This window comes from Legionella israelensis (genome assembly GCF_004571175.1).
GTDB classification, from domain to species: Bacteria; Pseudomonadota; Gammaproteobacteria; order Legionellales; family Legionellaceae; genus Legionella_D; species Legionella_D israelensis.
Window position 1 is genome coordinate 2,497,692 of record NZ_CP038273.1, and the last position, 17,876, is coordinate 2,515,567.

The window sequence follows — 17,876 nt, forward strand, 5'->3', positions numbered from 1 at the left end:
AAAGAGTAGCTGTTATGAATAATTTTGAAATTTCCCCTTTAAGTCATGCTATTGGTGTAGAGCTGACCGGCTTTCAACTTCACCCTAAGTTGTCTCAATCTGAAGTACAGACTATTCAAGAGATTATTTTAGAACACCAGATAGTGGTTTTTCGCGATCAACAACTTACTGTCGAACAACAAATAAAAACTTGCGGTCTATTTGGTCCAATTGAACCACATCCGCTAAAAGACAATACTTGCAAATATAAAGAGTTTCTAATGTAACAGACGATGGAAAAGCAGTTGGTTATCCAGGTCCTGCCTTTCATATTTGGCATTCTGATATGTGTTACGAGCCTGTTCCACCAAAATTTTCATTTCTTTTTGCCGAAAAAGTTCCCACTCAAGGAGGGAATACCTTATTTGCAAATACTCAACAAGCCTTCGCTGATTTAAAACCAAATTTTCAGAAACAACTTCTTGAATTAAATGCCGTTTTTGGATTTTCTGAAAAATTAATGCAACGATGTAAAGAACTTGGATACGAGTTGGTTATAAATCCCTGTGATCAAAGGCCTGACTGTATCCACCCTGTCATTAGAACGCACCCTATTACTAAAAAACAATCCATATTCGTAAACTGGACACATACGGATTGTATTTTAGGAATGTCTGAATCGGAGAGCCAGTCACTGCTTACACAACTATTTGAGCATTATACTCAAGATAAGTATTGTTATTCTCATCAGTATCGAGAAAATGATCTCATTGTCTGGGACAACAGTTCTACCATGCATACTGGTGATGGAACCGTTGCTATTGATAAACCAAGAATCATGCGTCGTGTTGTAGTTCAATACTAGGAATGTATTTGGCATGCCATCTCTTATTGATATTAATCAATGAAATGCAAATTGCCATTTGAGCTTGCCATATAGCTCAATCACTTCACCAGAGTGATCGAGTTTATTAGTTATGAGTAGCTTATCACTTAAAATGTGAGGATTATTATTGGTTTTTTCAACATGATGGCTTTGAATACCCAAATCCGTAATATGATGCACTCTGAGCCCGATTCTAAGCCATTGGATGTGGTGTACTTCATATCTAATTCATATAATCGTTTGTAACCTTCCGAAAAGATATACTATGCTTTTTATACTTCGCGCGGCCAAGTTCTGCAAATTTGTTCTGCTTTTTTGCCCTCATTGAAGGTTAAAGCTTGACCATGTACTTGCCCGCTTGAGCTATCCCAATAGCCCCTAGTTAAGGAGAACTTTGCATGCAAACATATCTAAGCAAGTTAAAAATAATAATGCTCTGTATGTTGTTTAGCCTTACATCTTATGCGAATGGAGGAGACTCTCCTCCCATAGATCCAAATAATATAAAAATGAAATGCTTTGGCACTGAACCTTTTTGGTCATTCACAATGAGTAAGGAAGAATTTGTCTACGAAACACCTGAGATAAAAAAAACGCCATACAAATCTGTAAAACCTAGACTGGCTCAGGGATTACCTACAGGCTTTTTGATGGTATTTGAAACCCATGCATTAAAAAAAACCAAAAACAAAGCAACTTTAGTGGCTAAGAAAAACCCCGCAGGGTGCTCAGATGGCATGTCAGATAAAAGCTATCCCTACGATGCGGTTTTAATTTTGCATGATAGAGTACTTTCAGGTTGTTGTGATAATCAATAATTGGGAAGAAATACCACCAGAAAACCAAATTTGTATAAAAAATTATATCTTGATTGTTTCTTGTATAATAGGCTTGTAATATTCCGCTTTACCAGCCCTCACAATCAAATTAGCTCGTGGTTGATATCCTGCATAACTATGTGTGTGGCCGCAAAGAACTAAAAAATCGATTAAAGGATTATCGATGGCAAAAGGCATCAATACATCGCCTATCGCTTTCGAACTGAAGTAAGGCAGATAATTATCATCGCTAACCTGCCCCATATGCTGGCAAGCCTCTTTGAATGGAGGAACATGGGTTAAAACAATGATCTTTTGGGGTTGCTGCTCTACCGCTTGCGCCAAGTCATTTTTCAGCGCATTCGCATCAAGATCTGCTAATTCTTGCATTTTTTGTAATAGCTGTTGTCGTCCAACCATTTTTGCCTGAAATAAATCCGCAATCATACGGCTTCCCTTGAGTGAAACAGGGCTTTTTTGATAATTACCTAAACGACCATCTGCCCAACCATCCTGGCCTAATAAAATTGTATTGTCAGGAAGTTGTTGCAAACCTGACGCTGGCAGCCAAAATAAATTAGCATTCGCTATGCTTAACTCAGTCAATCCCCTGCGAACATCAGCAATGATTCCCCGATAGTAATCGTGGTTTCCAACAATAAAGTAGATGGGCTTTTTAATTTCCCCTACCATTTCATTTAGAAGATCGTCTAAAGAGGGAGCATCAGCAATATCACCGCTAATTAATATTGCATCACAACCCGTAACTAGAATGTCCTCATAGTATTGTAGACGAGTCTCAACTTCCAGAAAATTGAGATGGATATCTGTTAGCCATGCCAGTTTCATATTATTTTCCTTCATCCTCGGTTATAAACTGTTCTATTCGTTCTATAACGGTTTGAACGATAGTTGGTTTTGTTTTATAAATCCTTTAATAATTATTGACAAAATCAAATCGCTAATCAAAGTCATGACTTCGGACAAAGGTATAAATTCAATTTCATTCTTACTTAAGAAAGAACGCCATGGTGTTTTCTTCCAATCTTTTAAAGCATTTTTTTGTTATTCTAACTTCAGTGATCATGCTCAGAACTCCTTATTTTTTAAAATGGTATATGGAGATCCAATTCAAAGCATTCGGAATGTAGATTCGTGACTCCATTTTATATTTTGTTATGATGAAAGAATGAGGAGGCAGATTTGAAACATCAAATAAGATGTAAGCTATACGGATTGTGACGTTCAATTTCCCAGACCATCTCGCTTTCAAAACGGACAATGAAATTTATGAGAAGTGGCATAGCGTACGTTTTCGTTCCATTGAACTCCAAAACGCATGTAGAAATAAGGACCGATAATGCCGGACAAAATACCCAAACCATTACAAGATTTTTTAGATGAGGTTAATAAAGGCAAATCATCGTATACACCGGTAGATGTTCGCATGCAATCTGAAAAAGTTGCAGCAATATTTGCTTTACCAAAATTAGAGTTGCCGTTGATTATCAATCGTTTTTTTCATTATAGTGACCATCTTATTCCCGTACGAATTTATCATCCCAAACCTGAAATATCTTTACCAGTGATTCTGCATTTTCATGGTGGGGGACATGTGGCTGGAAGTTTAGAAACTCATGATGCCATCTGTCGGCGCATTGCGAAATCCAGTGAGTGTATTGTCATAGCGGTTGATTATCGTTTGGCGCCGAAATTTCCTTATCCAGCAGGACTTGAAGATTGTTTCGCTGCTTTTGAAGAAAGAGCAAAAATATTAAAGGATATTCACGCTGATGTGAATCAGGTATTTTTGATGGGAGATAGCGCAGGTGGTAATCTTGCGCTTTCTGTCTGTCATAAAGCAAAGAAAAAGGGGGATAAGCAGATTCAAGGATTAGCTTTAATTTATCCCTCCGTTGATTTTGCCATGCAATATGATTCTATTCGCCGCAATGGCCAAGGCTATTTACTCACGCAAGAAAAAATTAAATGGTACTTCGAACATTATTTTGCAAAGGGCGGCGATCGAATCAAAGCATCGCCCATTAACTTTGATCATCTGGAATTATTACCGCCTATTTACATCGCCGTTGCTGAATATGATTCTTTATATGACAGCGGTTCCCGGCGAAGCCGGAACCCGCTGTAAATAAGTTGTTTTAATTGTCTAAAAAGATATTTTTCGCGAAGTCTATGATTTAAAATGTCATTTTTAATTTTAAAGTTGACATCTGATGTTGAGTTGCAAAGATTTGGTTGAAACAGTTAAAACAAGTTTCGCATCGATTAAAGAAGTAAAAAAACGCCAAAGACCCATCAGTTTAGTTGATACGTTAATGTCGGGCTATGCTTTATTCAGTTTGAAATATCCCTCTCTGTTACAGTTTGATCGTCACCATCGAGAGGATATGATTAGCCATAATCTCGAGCATATTTTTGGTATTAAAGCAGTGCCTTCAGATACTCAGATGAGAAAGCGTTTAGATGAAATTGAGCCAACCTTACTCCGACCCACTTATCGACGTCTCTTTGCGCAATGCCAGAGAAGTAAGCATTTAGAGCTATTCAAATACTATGAGAACCGCTATTTGATGCCATTGGATGGAACAGGTTATTTCAATTCAGATGATGTGCACTGTGATAACTGTTGTCAGCGGCATCATAAAAATGGACGAATTAGTTACTACCATCAAATGCTATCAGCAGCCATAGTTCATCCAGACCATAAAGTGGTGATTCCTTTTGCCCCAGAGCCGATTATGAAAACAGATGGTGCCAATAAAAACGACTGTGAACGTAATGCGGCCCTGCGTTTTCTTAATGATCTGAAACGCGAGCACCCTCATTTAAAGCTAATTTTTACAGGGGATGGTCTGTTTTCAAATGCTCCATTCATCAAACGCTTATGTGATGATGATCATTGGTTCATCCTGGTTGCCAAAGAAGGGGATCATAAACATTTGTTTGAAGAGTTTAATGCATTGCCTCGAGCTACTCATGAAGTGAGAGAAGGCAAAATAACTCATCGTTTTAGTTGGTCAAATCAAATTGCAATTAATGATACTCACCTTGATTGTATAGTGAACGTTTTAGAGTATTGGGAGGTGCATGATAATGGTAAAAAACAGCGTTGGGTTTGGGTAACCAATATTCCCTTAACTGAAAAGAATGCTTACAAAATTATGAGAGGAGGACGGGCACGACATAAGATAGAAAATGAAACGTTTAATACATTAAAAAATCAAGGATATCAGTTTGAGCACAATTTTGGTCATGGTAATAAACATTTGAGCACCGTATTTGCTCATTTGATGATGCTTGCTTTTTTTGTTGATCAGCTGCAGCAGCTTGGCTGTAAACTATTTAAAAAAGCACTTGCAAGATTGCATACTAAGCGCTCGTTATGGGAAAGAAAACGAGCATTATTTTTTGATTTTTTTATCAATAGTATTGAGGACTTATGGTCTGCTTTAGCGTTTGGACATAAGGCATCATTAGCGCCTAATTCATCATAATGCTGCAAGCATCTTTTTGTTATTATATACCGGATTGGATTTGAACTACCTTGTAAATTGATTGTTTTTTAGACTGAATCTAATTTCAGCGCTTGCGCTTGCCCTATAAAAACTGAGCTAATACCGCTTTTTAAAAATTTCTTAGGCGGGAGCCGCTGTTTATATGATGAAGGGCTTGCTTTTGCTGAAAAAGTCAAAAACTTGAACGTTCCCATAACGTTAGAAAATTTTAAGTGCATGATTCACGCGTTTGCCCAATTAGAAAAGTTGGTTCCTGAGCAAGTGATGCGACTAGTTGATTCAATCGGTAGCTTTATAAAAAGACAAAAGGCAAATGGATGAAATATTTGAATGAGGTTTAGAAGCCATACACGGCAAAATCGTCATTACTGCCATTGATGGAGAACTTACCGTTAAACGGCTCTTTAAAAAAGAAGGCCGGTTCAAGGCTGAAAACTCAAGTTATCCGCCCATTGATATAACTGAAGAACAGGATATGGTCATTTGGAGTATGGCTAAACGTTCAATCCCCTATCCCGTGAGTCCATAGCCCATTCAGAATAATTGATGAAAGCCATGGAGTTTATTAATCACCGTTGGGAAAAAGTACCGTGCATAAAGTTCCTTTTCATTTTGGCTCAAAGTAAATTTGATTGCCCACAACTTAAGAGAAAGCCATAAAATATTGAAGATCCTATTTGTCCACTTAATAATAGCTTAATTTTAATCAATTAATATATATAGAGAGCAGCATGATTTGTATGTGGTTATGAAATTAATTGAAGTCAATAAAGCATTACAGGATTTAAGTCGCTTCATTGAAGAAAATGTCGCCAAGTTAAGTTGAATTAGTTTCGACTTAATCTGACATAACCACTTGAAAAGGTGAGAGTTTCCGGTTTTGATAGAAGTGCAAACTTTAACAAAACCAAAAGGAAAACTCTCATGATAGATAATAACGTTAAAATTATTAAACACAAAGTTGGCTTACTAAATTTAGCTGAAGAATTAGGCAATGTATCGAAAGCCTGTAAGGTAATGGGTTTATCACGAGACACCTTCTATCGTTATAAATCAGCGGTAGAATCTGGTGGGGTAGATGCCTTATTTGATAAGTCACGAAGGCAACCTAATCACAAGAACCGTGTTGACGATTCTATAGAGCAAGCGGTAAAAGAGTACGCCATAGAATATCCAGCTCATGGTCAACTACGCACCAGTAATGAGTTGCGTAAGAAAGGGATTTTTGTATCCCCTAGTGGCGTTCGCAGCGTCTGGCTTAGGCATAATTTAGCTAACTTTAAAGACCGTTTGAAGGCACTTGAAGCCAAAGTAGCATCAGAGGGCATTATTCTCACAGAAGCACAAATTGCAGCTTTGGAGAAGAAGAAGTTTGATGATGAGGCTTGCGGCGAAATTGAAACAGCACATCCTGGCTATCTTGGTTCCCAAGATACATTCTATGTGGGAACTATCAAAGGAGTTGGCCGCATTTATCAGCAGACTTTTGTTGATACTTATAGCAAAGTGGCATTTGCCAAGCTCTATACAACAAAAACGCCTATTACATCAGCAGATCTCCTTAACGACAAGGTCTTGCCGTTCTTTGAGCAGCAGCAGTTACCTATGCTGCGTGTTTTAACTGACCGGGGTACAGAGTATTGTGGGAAAGTAGAACAGCATGACTATCAGCTTTATTTAGCTATTAACAACATTGATCACACGAAAACTAAAGCACAATCACCGCAAACAAACGGTATTTGTGAGCGTTTCCACAAAACGATTTTGCAGGAGTTTTATCAAATCACATTCCGTAAGAAAGTTTACGATGACATGGATGAACTGCAAAAAGATCTGGACGTATGGCTTCATTATTATAATAATGAGCGCACCCATCAAGGCAAAATGTGCTGTGGACGTACTCCAATGCAAACATTGATTGATGGCAAACAAATCTGGAAGGAAAAATTGATAGGCTGAATTTGACCTGACAGACACTTCTGAAAAACCGGTAACTGTCAGATCAAGTTTGAACTACTACAGTTAAGTCTACCTAAAAAGCGTGTTCCAACTCATATTGGCAGAGTCGAGTGTAAACCTCCCTTTTTTAGTGCCAGTTATAATTAGAGTTTTCCGACCTGTTTTTAATCAATCTGTAATCCAAAGGTGACATATCACCGAGTGATTCATGTGGTCTTTCTTCGTTATATTCTTTCATCCAATTTGTGGTAATATCACGTACCTCATTGAGACTTCTAAATAGATAAAAATCCAATATTTCATTCCGATAAGTTCTATTGAACCGCTCCACAAATGAATTTTGAGTTGGCTTTCCCGGCTGAATAAACTCAAGAATAACACCATGCTTTTCTGCCCAATCCGCTAACGCAAGGGAAATAAACTCAGGTCCATTATCAAGTCGCAACCTTGCAGGATATCCTCGATTGGCGGCAATATGGTCAAGTACCCGAATAACCCTTAGAGCAGGCAAGCTCAAATCAATTTCAATTGCCAAAGCTTCCCGATTAAAATCATCTACCACATTAAAAGTCCTGAATCTTCTGCCGCAATTGAGGGCATCACTCATAAAATCAGCTGACCATGTATGGTTAAGGGAATCAGGCACAGCAAGAGGTTCCGGGTGACGGGAAGCTAATCTGCGTTTTCCTTTTCGCCTTATATTTAACTTCAACTCACAATAAACACGGTATACTCTTTTATGATTCCAGGAGAAACCTGCCTGCCGCAATTTGATAAACAACTTCCTGAAACCATAACGCGGATAGTGTTCGGTTATGGTCACCAATTCTTTTATCACCGCTTCATCCTTATCCATCGCCGGCTGATAGTAGTAAGCTGTACGACTTAAGCGTAATACCGAGCAGCTTCGCCTGAGACTCAGACCATGTTCCTGCACCAGATAATCAGCCATTTCCCTCTTTTCAGCCGGCTTCAAAGCTTTTTTTCTATAACATCCTTCAGTGCACGGTTTTCCAGAGACAAATCAGCAAACATCCGTTTCAGCTTTGCATTTTCTTCCTCAAGTTGCTTCATGCGTTTAATATCTGAGGCTTCCATCCCACCGTATTTTGCTTTCCAGTTGTAATAGGTGGCATCGGATATCCCATGTTCCCGGCATACATCCTTTACCAATCGTCCTACTTCAACTGATTTTAATATGTTTAAAATTTGATTTTCTGTAAAGCGACTGCGTTTCATCGTTCCTCCTCTTTTTTGCTTATTATGCCGGAGAAACTCTAATTGAAAATGGTGCTATTTTAAGGGAGGGTTACACGAGAGCTCAAAAAAAGAGCCTAGTGCACAACAAAAAGAACATGCAGCAACAGTCATTCAAAGAGTTTGGCGTAAAAACAAAGTAAAGCAAGCAATTGTAAAAAGTCCTTATTTTACTTACCTTTCCTTAATGGATAAAGATGATGAACAGCGCTTACTGTCTAATATTATGTTCGGTAGGCATGTCGCGGAATTAAATCCAACCTCGAAACATCGAATAAGTAATCCATATATCCATAGTGGTGCTTTTTATCATCGTGATGATAATCTTTCAGGTAATTTGCTTGATAGACTGATACGGGAATTTAAGATCGATCTACAAGAAAAGAACAGGTCTATCTTCATTCCTGTTACGTTATTAGAAAACACACCAATCATAGATATATATAAAAATTTTTTTCCGCGTATCCACCCTCAAATTATCCAGGATAAAAATCATTCCGTCGGTTTTGTTGTTTTACCAAAGCATGACTCTCATAATACACAGATCATTCGCGTCCTGAGGGCTGCGGGCCTAATCGCATCGCCATGGGAGATAGCGATTAATACTCAAGAAAAGAAAGATAAAACCACTATCCCCAAAGAAATAACTCTGGATAAGAACTTACCTAAAACCTCCGAAGAATTAAGCAAAAGTGGTATTTACGATAAATTATCATTTATTGCTAGAGACCCTCACCACCCGACACAAAAATTGGCAGTATGCTTACAAAAAATTTTAAGTAATCTACCTAAAAATATAAGGCCTGAAGCGATACAACGCATTGCATGCATGGTGGACATGGCAAATACGTTTTATGAATACGACTATCCCAAGTTTGCTTTTTCCGTCTACGCAACAATTCATGAGATAAGCCTCTCTCTGTTGGAGCAAAAGCAAACAGAAGATTTAGAGCAAGGCTTTAGTGATTTTCTTACGGAATCTCGACATACCTTTGATAAAGCATTATCAATAGATAGTATAAATATCGACAAAGCCAGTTTTCTGGCATGTCCCGCCATGTCAGGTACCAATGCATATATGTTAGCAATGAAGCTGGCATTGAAAATGAAAACCCCATCAGGAAAACCACCATTAGTTAAAGTATTTAAACCAAGTTATTTTGAGTTTGATTATATTACCAAAACAACCAGTAGTTCGGATGCTGATATTTTTGTTTTATCAGCGGGTCCTATAGTAAATCCAGAGGGTTTAACACCTGGAATTGATATTAATAAGTTTGTAAAGCGAAATATTATTGCGGCGAAAAGAACAAAACCTGTGACATTGGTTGTTGATGCCACAACCGCTTTGTATAAAAATTTACACTTAGATCCTGAAGTTCAAAAACTGATTGATGAAGGTAAGTTATCCATCATTATTCACGAGAGCCACCAAAAATTTGGGATGATTCATACAGATCAAGCACAGTATGGACGCATGTTGGCCATTTGTTCAAAAGAACAATTTGACAGCGATGTCATCAGTGAGATGCAAAAACTTTCTCGGGTGGATCATGCCCAACATTTAGATCTTCGAGTTGGTGCTTATATAAGTTCTATTTGTGGCGATACCTTAGAAGAAATTAAAGAACAACATTTTAGTAACGGTGCTTTATTAAGAAATATATTAACACAAACTTCTCTTGCTTCTAGAAAGGTCGTGAAGCATAAGGACATGTTATCCAATCTCAATGAACTGTATTTTGTTACATCAACCCAAAAAGAGCTGAGAGATGCTTCACGAGGCATTATCGAAAAAAGAGATAGTTTTGGGCATTTTGGTACTGCATTAGCCCGGGTCATGGATCAAATTAGACTTAGCCCTGATGCATCCGATGATTTGGATTGCCTGATTCAAGCGGCACAGATATATCTAGCTCATCATTTTGAACCCCGAGACTCCCTGAAATTGCTTAGCACCTATGCTAAAGACGCCAAAAATCTTTCAATCCCCGAACAGGTAATCGTAACCGCTCTGGCCAATAATGTATTGGCTACATTAGCTAAAATAAATCCATCAGAGACTTTATCACTATTATTTACATTAAATAATTTAATGGAGCAATGTGACGAATTAAAAGGAAGGCAATATTACAACAATATTGCAAAGTCTTATTTTGAGTTTCGTCAAAAACTCATTAATACTTATGATGTTAAAAAGCCAAGAGAATTTTTTGAAGTTACTAAACTCTTAGATGACAAAAATATATCATTAAGCTCGGAAAATTTATATAAATTGTCGAAAAACGAATTTATTCGAAAAGTAATCATTGAACATCATAAGAAATTATCAAACGATGCTCTTTCAGCGATTATAGATCTGGGGGATGAGTCACTCACAAGAGATCAAATTAATTTAATGATTGATAACAAAAATTTTTGCGTCAGTGTAGAAAAAATTCACTCGGCAGTAAATGATATTGTATTAAGTTTAAAAGATGATAAAAATAAACATCAAAGTGCAGTAATACATTCAAAAAATTATTTCAATGATTGCTTCAATGCTCTGGAAATTTTCCATAAAAAACCTTCAAAAAATTCAAATGGTAAAAACGAATTAATTATAAATCTTAATCTAGCAAAAGATAATTACTGTCGAGATGTTTTAGGTAAGGATAGAAGCATTTCATCACAAGTTGCTCGATATGTATTGAAAGGAGTTGTTAATTTTATTGCAGGACTTACATTAGGTGCTGCTCACTATATCCACTATAAGGCTACTGGACATGCTTTATTTTTCGATAAGACAAATAGTCAAGATAAACTAGAAAAACTTCATCATAAAATGTCACATGAAATAAATGATGATAACTCGGAAAATGTAAAGCCAAATAATATAAGCCTCTAAAATGAATATGGGTTACAGTAAAAAAGCAAGGATATATCACCATCATATATGATATAGGTAGGCAACAAGATGTTTAATATTATTAAGATCATTTGGGTAGATACCCCGATGATTAGTGGTCATAATTGAAAAAGAATGATTACATTCTATGCTATCCTTATAGGTAAACCACATGTATTAAGGGACGGACATGGCGGCTCAAGAATGCTGGGAGTTGTATGACAGAATGCGTATTCACTTGGCCAATAAAGGCTATACAGAAGTAAGGCCGGCACCACCAATGGAATTAGGTTTTTTAAAACAAACCATGGGAGGCTTAATTCCCAAAGTAATTGCATTTATTAACGCAACTCATTCGACTGATATGCCTACTGAGACCTTTAAACGCTCCATGCCTTGGTTTAAAAATTTATTGGGCAATAATGGCGCGGCTGTGTTGATTTATATCTATTGGCAACCAAGCGCTGCACTAGTAAATGAAGTGATGCAATTAGGAAAAGGAAGTTTGGGTTATGGGCAAGTAGTTGCCGGGGTTTATGATCTTTTCAGTAACCAATATTGGGTGTCAGATCATATGGGCTGGCCTAATGAAATTTTTCATTAAAGCCTGTCAGAGGACTTAAACCAAAGCATATCCTTGTACTTGTCAAGCACTGTGAAAAGCAAGATAAAAATCCGGCGACCATTAAAAATTACATGGCGAAGCTACACAAAGTGGCATCGTCCTAAACTTTTGTTGTTAAGAAACTATTCTTTAGCCCAATTTCCGTCGACTTGTTTTTGTATTTGATGGTTGAATTCGTTCTTTTTTCACACCTGTTCCAGACCCTGTCCATTTATTTTTTGAAGAACATTTCTTTTTAGTGGCCTTAATCTCAATGGGTGAAGTGGGCAGATTATGTTTAGGCTCAAAATGTTCAATTTCCTTACGCTGAATTTTTGTTTTAATCAATTTTTCAATTGAGTGCAATTGACCTACTTCATCTGCACTTACCAAAGAAATCGCTAATCCATGAGCACTCGCACGACCTGTTCGGCCAATACGATGAACATAATCTTCTGCTACCTGCGGTAAATCAAAATTTATCACGCAGGGTAATTCTACAACGTCTAATCCTCTAGCGGCGATATCTGTTGCAACTAAAATATTTAATTCCCCTGATTTAAACTCAGCCAATGCCTTTGTGCGTTGTGACTGAGATTTATTACCGTGAATTGCCACAGCATAGATATGATTTGCATCTAACTGCTTAACCAATTTATTCGCTCCATGCTTTGTTCGCATGAATACAAGCGTTTGCCCCCATTGATTTTTATGAATGAGATGGCTTAAGAGCTCTGCTTTTCGACTTTTATCAACGGGATGTATGATTTGTTTCACAGACTTAGCGGTAGTATTACGAGGCGCTACATCAATTTCTACAGGCTGATTTAATATCCCTTTAACTAATTTGCGAATCTCATCAGAAAAAGTTGCTGAAAAAAGTAAATTCTGTCTATTTTTGGGCAATAGCTGTATGATTCTTTTTATATCATGAATAAATCCCATATCAAGCATTCTATCTGCTTCATCTAAGATTAATGTATCAACTTGATCAAATTGAATTGCATTCTGTCGATACAAATCAATCAAACGTCCGGGAGTTGCTACCAATAATTCAACACCTGCCCGTAATTTCATCATTTGCGGATTAATTTTAACTCCACCGAACACAACAGTTGAACGAAGATTCAAATGACGGCCATATTTCACAATACTTTCATACACCTGGGCTGCCAATTCTCGTGTAGGTGTGAGAATTAATACCCTTGCTCGGTTACTTTTCGTAGGAGGTTTATCAGATATATTTTGTAAAACAGGCAGTACAAAACCCGCTGTTTTGCCAGTGCCTGTTTGCGCTGAAGCGATAACGTCTTTACCCGATAATATAGCAGGGATTGCTTTCAATTGAATAAGAGAGGGTTCATCGTATCCTAGCTCACTAACAGCAAGAAGAAGGGGTTTAATTAAACCTAAAGATTTAAAATTCATTATGTTCCTAGGTAATAGAGGGCTTTTTATTAGAAATAAATAAAATTGACTCAATGTGATATAATAAAAAGCAATTATATCATAGATTATCTACGCACAGAGCAAAGCAGCTTAAATTGATTTTTCTTTTGTACAGGGATAAACTCCCCACAGTTGGTAGTTGGATTCTTATTCCCGGCAGCTCTGAGTTTAATACTCCGGACTTGAGCGGCCAAAGGATAATGCCTTAATAGCTTGAATAATTCTTTTACTCACTGAATTATTGTGTTTTTCAGGTCTATACACTAAACAAATCTCATCTCTAAAGACAGGCGCATCTTTTAGTTTTATAAGATGATGATATTGAGATGCAACTCTTGTGGGTAAAATACCATATCCAAGGCCGAGAGAAGCTAATTTAGCCACAACCTCCAGGTTAGAGGAATTCAGCATACCACTAAAATGTGTCTTTTGCTTGATTTTTTTAAGTATATATTGTGATTGAGCAAGGTTTTTATCATAAATAAGTTTATCTTGTGCATCCTGGGCATAAAAGATTGTAACCTCATCAATACATAGCTTTCTAATCACAAGATCAGGATGTTCTATTGGATTAACAATGATACCAAAATCCGCCTCCCAACTAATCACCTTTTCAGCCATCTCTCTTGAAAGGCCATGAATAAAATTAAAATCAAGCTTTGGAAAATCAATCTGAAGTTTTGGCAAAAAAAATTCGAGCGTGTAAAGAGCAACTGAAGGGTGAATTGCAATAGTATAACTCCCTTGAACAAGGCCTGATTCAGGATTAGCAATATTTTGAACCTGTTCCCACTCATATAATAAACGATGAGAACGCTTCTGAAACTCCTCCCCAAGTTTCGTGAGCTGGACACCATTTTTAAGCCTAATAAAAAGCGCTCCGCCAAGCTTACGCTCAAGTCTTTTAATCGCATAACTAAGTGCAGGCTGAGATATTCCTATGATCTCAGAAGACCTCGTTACATTCAGGGTTTCACTAACCACTATAAAATACTTTATATCGCTCAATAATAAAGACATACCATTATGAATTAAAAATAAGGCATAAATAAATTTTATCATTTTAATAAAAAAAACTCATTTTATTTATCAATGGAATGCTTGTAATATCATTTCAGGAGGTAAAAAAATGAACAACACAGCTTTTGATTTAAAAAAAACACAGAATCATTCTGTTAAAGGTTTCAAACTTAAAAAGTTATCAAAAAGGGATTCTGCTACAAAGATGGCCGAAAGAATTTTAGCTGAGGTGATGATTTTTCGACGTACTTCAGAGTCCATGCCCTCATGTAGCAATATAGATTGCCTAAGATGCACTTCGCCTCATTTACCAAAGATAATCTCTGCGGTTAAACATAATAAGCCCATTAGGTTTGTATTACCGGCCTTCCCTGGAAAGTCACCAAACCCTGAAAAAGTGCTGGGACCATTACCCGACCTGGCTGAAAAACTTTCACTTCATTTTCTTGGAAATCTTTGTCTGGCAATCAAAAAATTTTATACGCCCGGAATTAAAATTATTCTGTGCTCGGATGGAAGAGTGTTCAGTGACGTGGTTGGAATGAAGGAAAATAATGTAACCGACTACCAAATTGAACTCGATAAAATGATAGAGGAAATGTCCCTTTCCGATATATCAACCTTTAACCTCGATGATTTTTATAAGGGACTTCATTTTGTCCAAATGCGTACTGAACTTATGAAAACTTATGGAAAATCACTGGATTTTTTCAAACAAAAGGTTCACAAGGGTGCAAAACCCGAAGCAACCCCCGACGAACTTGAAGTTAACCGTATGTATCGTGGCATCACTCGTTTTATATTTGAAGACGCGATGTACAATGGACAAACAAAAACCCGCTCTGCTATCCAGAAAGAATCACGTTACAAAGCGTACGAGGTTATCAGAAGAAGCAATGCCTGGAGTCAATTAATTGCCGAGCATTTTCCTGAGGCTGTTCGACTGTCTATTCACCCACAGACTTGCGGCTCAACAAAATTAGGAATTCGTTTAATTAGAGATGAAATCTGGATGACCCCATGGCATGGTGTTGCCCTTGAAAGCAAAGAGCACTATGTCTTAATGAAGCGCTGCAAAGCTGAATCTTTAGGAGCAAAATTAATTTATTCATCTGATGGACGTCACAGTCATTTTAAATTACCAGATGGAGTAAACTATGAATGATAAAGTCACTGCTCTTAAACCATTTGGTGCACTCATAGAGCCTAAAGGTGAAAATACGAAGCTAACAGACCTGGATATAAATAACTTACGTAACTTATTTTCACAGAAACAACTCTTGATATTGAGAGGATTTGACACTTTTCAAAACGCCGATGACTTTTCTAATTATTGTGAGCAATGGGGTAAGGTTAGTATTTGGCCTTTTGGAAAGGTACTGGAATTGATTGAGCAGGAAAACCCAACAGATCACATTTTTGATAATAATTATGTTCCACTGCATTGGGACGGTATGTATCGCCCACAGGTGCCTGAGTATCAAATTTTTCATTGTGCAAAAGCGCCTTTGCCTGGACAAGGAGGAAGAACAACTTTCTCAAACACAATTTTAGCTTTAAAGTATGCTTCTGATGAAATAAAAGAACTTTGGAGTAAGGTAACTGGTATCTACCAGAGAAAAATGGAATTTTATAATAGTAAGACGGTATCCCCTGTTATCACAAAACACCCTTATAAGGACTTTTCGGTCATTCGCTACAATGAACCTCCCTCTCAAGATAAAAGGCATTTTGTAAATCCACCCAATCTTGAGTTTGCTGGTCTTAGCCATGAAACATTGGATTACTTTCATCAAAGTATGAAAAAAGCATTGTATTCCCCCCATAATTTCTATGCTCATGAATGGCAAACTGGAGATATCGTCATTGCAGATAATTTTTCACTGTTACATGGTAGAGAGGAATATGTTTCAAAATCTTCTCGCCACATTCAACGAGTTCATGTTTTAAGCAATCCTCCTTATGATAACCCTGGTTTGGAGTATTACGAGTGAGCACACAAATTGCAGACATTCTAATTGTAGGGGCAGGTCCGGTAGGACTTATGTGTGCTTACCTGGGAAAATTTTGTGGTTTAAACATAATTATTGCTGATAAGACTGATGCGCCTATCGAAATAGGTAGAGCAGATGCCCTTAACGCGCGCAGCTTACAATTACTTGAGATAGTCGATTTATTTACTGAACTCTATCCTTTAGGTAAAACATGTAACACTAGCTCAGTATGGGCAGATGGAAAATTTCTCTTAAGACAATCTTCATGGTGGGAGGAGTTGGAAGGCTGTTTGCATAAACATTTCCTTATGCTTGGTCAAGCTTATGTAGAGAAACTATTGGATGAAAAACTGAAAACAATGGGGGCTGCTGTAAAACGTTCAACAGCCATTGAAGATATCGAGATTAACGGGGCGGGATGTCTTACCACCCTTTCAAATGGCGAACGCATTCAATCAAGCTATGTCATTGGCGCAGATGGTGCCCGGTCCTTTGTTAGAAATCACTTTAAAATACCGTTTGAGATCATACGACCCCAAATGATATGGGCCGTCATAGATGGCATTATAGACACCGACTTTCCAAAAGTACCCGAGATTATCGTCTTTCAGACTGAAACATCCGATGTGGCCTGGATTCCAAGAGAAGGGAAAATGGATAGATTTTACATAAGAATGGATAGGAAAGAATTTACCTTAGAAGAAGCGATTAACAAAATAAATCATGCAATAAAGCCTCACACTATAAAGTTCAAGGAAATACTCTGGTCTTCACAGTTTTCCGTCAAAGAGTCGGTTGCCGAACAATTTTTCATACACGATCGTGTTTTTCTTACCGGTGATGCAGGCCATATTCATTCCGTTAACGGCGGACAAGGGCTCAACACGGGCCTTGCCGATGCATTTAATCTCATGTGGAAATTAAATATGGTTATTCATTGTGGCGCCCCGAAGTCATTTTTGCAAAGTTATGAAGATGAACGAAGACCGGTTGCTTTAAGCGTCATTGAGACTTCTGGTGAACTGGTTCGTTCAACCAAGTATTCACAAAATAAAACACATGCACAAGATTACGTCAAAATTGTTCAAAAACGTGCGGGAAACATCACTGGGATGGGTATTCGATATGGAGCTCAGGGCTTGCCTGGCTCGCGACTTTTTGATTTTGAAATTTATAAGGGCATCACCAAAACACGAATCTATTCTCTTCTTAACTATACGAAGTTTACCCTACTCATCTTTGGCGATTGTGAATTCAAGCTTCAGATTCCAGAATTTATAAAAACCATTCAAATTTACCCAGACAGATACAAAGAAAACTTTTGGACGAAGAGCACTCAATATATAAACCAGGCTGTTTTAGTAAGGCCTGATAGCTACATCCACTCTTTTGCACCCCTTGAAAAAGTTGAATCTCTGGCAAGATTATGGTGAAAAATTTCATCTTTTTAGCAGTAAGCATGTTGACTTGATTTAGGAAAATCAACT

At 37.5% G+C, this 17,876-nt stretch carries 14 protein-coding genes and 3 pseudogenes; 13 read left to right on the forward strand and 4 right to left on the reverse strand.

Annotated elements, in window-relative coordinates; translation table 11 throughout:
• Positions 1-14: 14 nt before the first annotated feature.
• The 3 genes and pseudogenes from E4T55_RS15555 (at position 15) to E4T55_RS11395 (ending at position 1,683) form a co-directional block, all read left to right on the forward strand.
• Positions 15-266, forward strand: coding sequence for a TauD/TfdA dioxygenase family protein (locus tag E4T55_RS15555; RefSeq protein WP_202967200.1), 252 nt, complete (start codon positions 15-17; stop codon positions 264-266).
• Positions 267-283: 17 nt separating this feature from the next.
• A pseudogene (locus E4T55_RS15475) lies at positions 284-844 on the forward strand (TauD/TfdA dioxygenase family protein); the annotation flags it as partial.
• Positions 845-1,263: 419 nt separating this feature from the next.
• Complete coding sequence (locus E4T55_RS11395; protein ID WP_058502427.1) at positions 1,264-1,683, forward strand: COG3650 family protein; 420 nt, start codon at positions 1,264-1,266, stop codon at positions 1,681-1,683.
• 42 nt (positions 1,684-1,725) lie between these two features.
• Here the strand turns inward: E4T55_RS11395 and E4T55_RS11400 are convergent, their stop codons facing one another.
• On the reverse strand, positions 1,726-2,532 hold the full coding sequence (locus tag E4T55_RS11400; RefSeq protein ID WP_058502426.1) for a metallophosphoesterase family protein: 807 nt from the start codon (positions 2,530-2,532) through the stop codon (positions 1,726-1,728).
• Positions 2,533-3,043: 511 nt separating this feature from the next.
• On the opposite strand from E4T55_RS11400, the gene E4T55_RS11405 reads away from it, so the two are divergent.
• From E4T55_RS11405 to E4T55_RS11420, 4 genes and pseudogenes are all read left to right on the forward strand, one after another.
• A complete protein-coding gene (locus tag E4T55_RS11405; RefSeq protein ID WP_058502425.1) occupies positions 3,044-3,832 on the forward strand; it encodes an alpha/beta hydrolase in 789 nt (262 codons plus the stop codon).
• An 85-nt stretch (positions 3,833-3,917) separates the two neighbouring features.
• Positions 3,918-5,198 (forward strand): hypothetical protein, encoded by a 1,281-nt coding sequence (locus tag E4T55_RS11410; protein WP_058501406.1) that lies wholly within the window; start codon positions 3,918-3,920, stop codon positions 5,196-5,198.
• A 394-nt stretch (positions 5,199-5,592) separates the two neighbouring features.
• Positions 5,593-5,748: a S24 family peptidase gene (locus E4T55_RS11415; RefSeq protein ID WP_425339865.1), complete on the forward strand. Its 156-nt coding sequence runs from the start codon at positions 5,593-5,595 to the stop codon at positions 5,746-5,748.
• A gap of 395 nt (positions 5,749-6,143) precedes the next feature.
• A pseudogene (locus tag E4T55_RS11420) lies at positions 6,144-7,245 on the forward strand (IS481 family transposase).
• 60 nt (positions 7,246-7,305) lie between these two features.
• On the opposite strand, the gene E4T55_RS11425 reads toward E4T55_RS11420, so the two are convergent.
• Positions 7,306-8,417 (reverse strand): IS3 family transposase gene (locus tag E4T55_RS11425; RefSeq protein ID WP_242604080.1). Its coding sequence is split into 2 segments (ribosomal slippage): positions 7,306-8,165 and positions 8,165-8,417, totalling 1,113 coding nucleotides; the frame shifts between segments, so codons are not numbered across the junction.
• A gap of 205 nt (positions 8,418-8,622) precedes the next feature.
• On the opposite strand from E4T55_RS11425, the gene E4T55_RS11430 reads away from it, so the two are divergent.
• The 3 genes and pseudogenes from E4T55_RS11430 to E4T55_RS11440 all read left to right on the forward strand — a co-directional run.
• Positions 8,623-11,322, forward strand: coding sequence for a hypothetical protein (locus E4T55_RS11430; RefSeq protein WP_058502206.1), 2,700 nt, complete (start codon positions 8,623-8,625; stop codon positions 11,320-11,322).
• Between the two features lie 190 nt (positions 11,323-11,512).
• Complete coding sequence (locus tag E4T55_RS11435) at positions 11,513-11,926, forward strand: hypothetical protein (protein WP_058502205.1); 414 nt, start codon at positions 11,513-11,515, stop codon at positions 11,924-11,926.
• Between the two features lie 5 nt (positions 11,927-11,931).
• A pseudogene (locus E4T55_RS11440) lies at positions 11,932-12,042 on the forward strand (phage integrase N-terminal domain-containing protein); the annotation flags it as partial.
• 34 nt (positions 12,043-12,076) lie between these two features.
• On the opposite strand, the gene E4T55_RS11445 reads toward E4T55_RS11440, so the two are convergent.
• Together E4T55_RS11445 and E4T55_RS11450 are read right to left on the reverse strand one after the other, a co-directional pair.
• Positions 12,077-13,354: a DEAD/DEAH box helicase gene (locus E4T55_RS11445; RefSeq protein ID WP_082636546.1), complete on the reverse strand. Its 1,278-nt coding sequence runs from the start codon at positions 13,352-13,354 to the stop codon at positions 12,077-12,079.
• 189 nt (positions 13,355-13,543) lie between these two features.
• The gene (locus E4T55_RS11450) at positions 13,544-14,437 is read right to left on the reverse strand and encodes a LysR family transcriptional regulator (RefSeq protein WP_223168330.1); all 894 of its coding nucleotides are present in this window, start codon (positions 14,435-14,437) and stop codon (positions 13,544-13,546) included.
• Positions 14,438-14,504: 67 nt separating this feature from the next.
• On the opposite strand from E4T55_RS11450, the gene E4T55_RS11455 reads away from it, so the two are divergent.
• The 3 genes from E4T55_RS11455 to E4T55_RS11465 are packed head-to-tail and all read left to right on the forward strand — an operon-like array spanning position 14,505 to position 17,822.
• The gene (locus E4T55_RS11455; protein ID WP_058502203.1) at positions 14,505-15,560 is read left to right on the forward strand and encodes an L-tyrosine/L-tryptophan isonitrile synthase family protein; all 1,056 of its coding nucleotides are present in this window, start codon (positions 14,505-14,507) and stop codon (positions 15,558-15,560) included.
• On the forward strand, positions 15,553-16,389 hold the full coding sequence (locus E4T55_RS11460; protein ID WP_058502202.1) for a TauD/TfdA dioxygenase family protein: 837 nt from the start codon (positions 15,553-15,555) through the stop codon (positions 16,387-16,389). The genes E4T55_RS11455 and E4T55_RS11460 overlap by 8 nt, the downstream gene beginning before the upstream one ends.
• Complete coding sequence (locus E4T55_RS11465; RefSeq protein ID WP_058502201.1) at positions 16,386-17,822, forward strand: FAD-binding protein; 1,437 nt, start codon at positions 16,386-16,388, stop codon at positions 17,820-17,822. Before E4T55_RS11460 ends, E4T55_RS11465 begins: the two co-directional genes overlap by 4 nt.
• Positions 17,823-17,876 lie beyond the last annotated feature (54 nt).

Coding starts and splice junctions, on each gene's coding strand:
- E4T55_RS15555 (WP_202967200.1), top strand. CDS start 15: ATGAATAATTTTGAAATTTCCCCTTTAAGTCATGCTATTGGTGTAGAG.
- E4T55_RS11395 (WP_058502427.1), top strand. CDS start 1,264: ATGCAAACATATCTAAGCAAGTTAAAAATAATAATGCTCTGTATGTTG.
- E4T55_RS11400 (WP_058502426.1), bottom strand. CDS start 2,532: ATGAAACTGGCATGGCTAACAGATATCCATCTCAATTTTCTGGAAGTT.
- E4T55_RS11405 (WP_058502425.1), top strand. CDS start 3,044: ATGCCGGACAAAATACCCAAACCATTACAAGATTTTTTAGATGAGGTT.
- E4T55_RS11410 (WP_058501406.1), top strand. CDS start 3,918: ATGTTGAGTTGCAAAGATTTGGTTGAAACAGTTAAAACAAGTTTCGCA.
- E4T55_RS11430 (WP_058502206.1), top strand. CDS start 8,623: ATGGATAAAGATGATGAACAGCGCTTACTGTCTAATATTATGTTCGGT.
- E4T55_RS11435 (WP_058502205.1), top strand. CDS start 11,513: ATGGCGGCTCAAGAATGCTGGGAGTTGTATGACAGAATGCGTATTCAC.
- E4T55_RS11445 (WP_082636546.1), bottom strand. CDS start 13,354: ATGAATTTTAAATCTTTAGGTTTAATTAAACCCCTTCTTCTTGCTGTT.
- E4T55_RS11450 (WP_223168330.1), bottom strand. CDS start 14,437: ATGATAAAATTTATTTATGCCTTATTTTTAATTCATAATGGTATGTCT.
- E4T55_RS11455 (WP_058502203.1), top strand. CDS start 14,505: ATGAACAACACAGCTTTTGATTTAAAAAAAACACAGAATCATTCTGTT.
- E4T55_RS11460 (WP_058502202.1), top strand. CDS start 15,553: ATGAATGATAAAGTCACTGCTCTTAAACCATTTGGTGCACTCATAGAG.